This window comes from Streptomyces megasporus, assembly GCF_000718985.1.
Taxonomy (GTDB): domain Bacteria; phylum Actinomycetota; class Actinomycetes; order Streptomycetales; family Streptomycetaceae; genus Streptomyces; species Streptomyces megasporus.
The window spans coordinates 1-464 of the sequence record NZ_JODL01000098.1 but is presented as its reverse complement, the minus strand read 5'-3'; the positions used below and the strand labels follow the sequence as shown (position 1 = coordinate 464).

General features: G+C 67.7%; 1 protein-coding gene. It reads right to left on the bottom strand.

Going from position 1 to position 464, the window contains the following annotated elements; translation table 11 throughout:
- A partial coding sequence (locus IF47_RS28410) for an AAA family ATPase (protein WP_037733440.1) occupies positions 1 to 464 on the bottom strand: 464 nt, incomplete at both ends.

The window sequence follows — 464 nt, the reverse complement described above, 5'->3', positions numbered from 1 at the left end:
AGGGCGTCGACGAGCACCGTCAAGGATTTCCTGACTCGCGATCGGCCGCGGATCGCAGCGACCAGCCGCCGCAGTTGCTCGGACTCATCCACTCCTGGGTCGACCCGGATGGCGGCTGCCGCGCCGATCGCGGCCAGTACCTCGGGGGTGGTCATGGTGCCTGCATAGACCGCGGCGTCGATTGCCCCTGCTGACGGCAGGTGTTCGGGCAGCCCGCGGCGCGGCACGCCAGGGCGTCGGTCAGGGTCACTGAGCGCGGCAATCAGCCCGAGCACCGCCGTCTTACCCGACCCCGGGTGGCCGGTAACCACCAACAGGCGTTGGCCGACGTCGTGCCCCAACCATGCGGTCAGTGCCCGCAGTACCTCCTGCCGGCCGGTGAACCATTGGGTCGCGGGCAGAAACCTGTTCTCCAGATGCTCATGCTGTTGCTGGTACAGCCGTTCCTGCGTTTCGATGTCAAG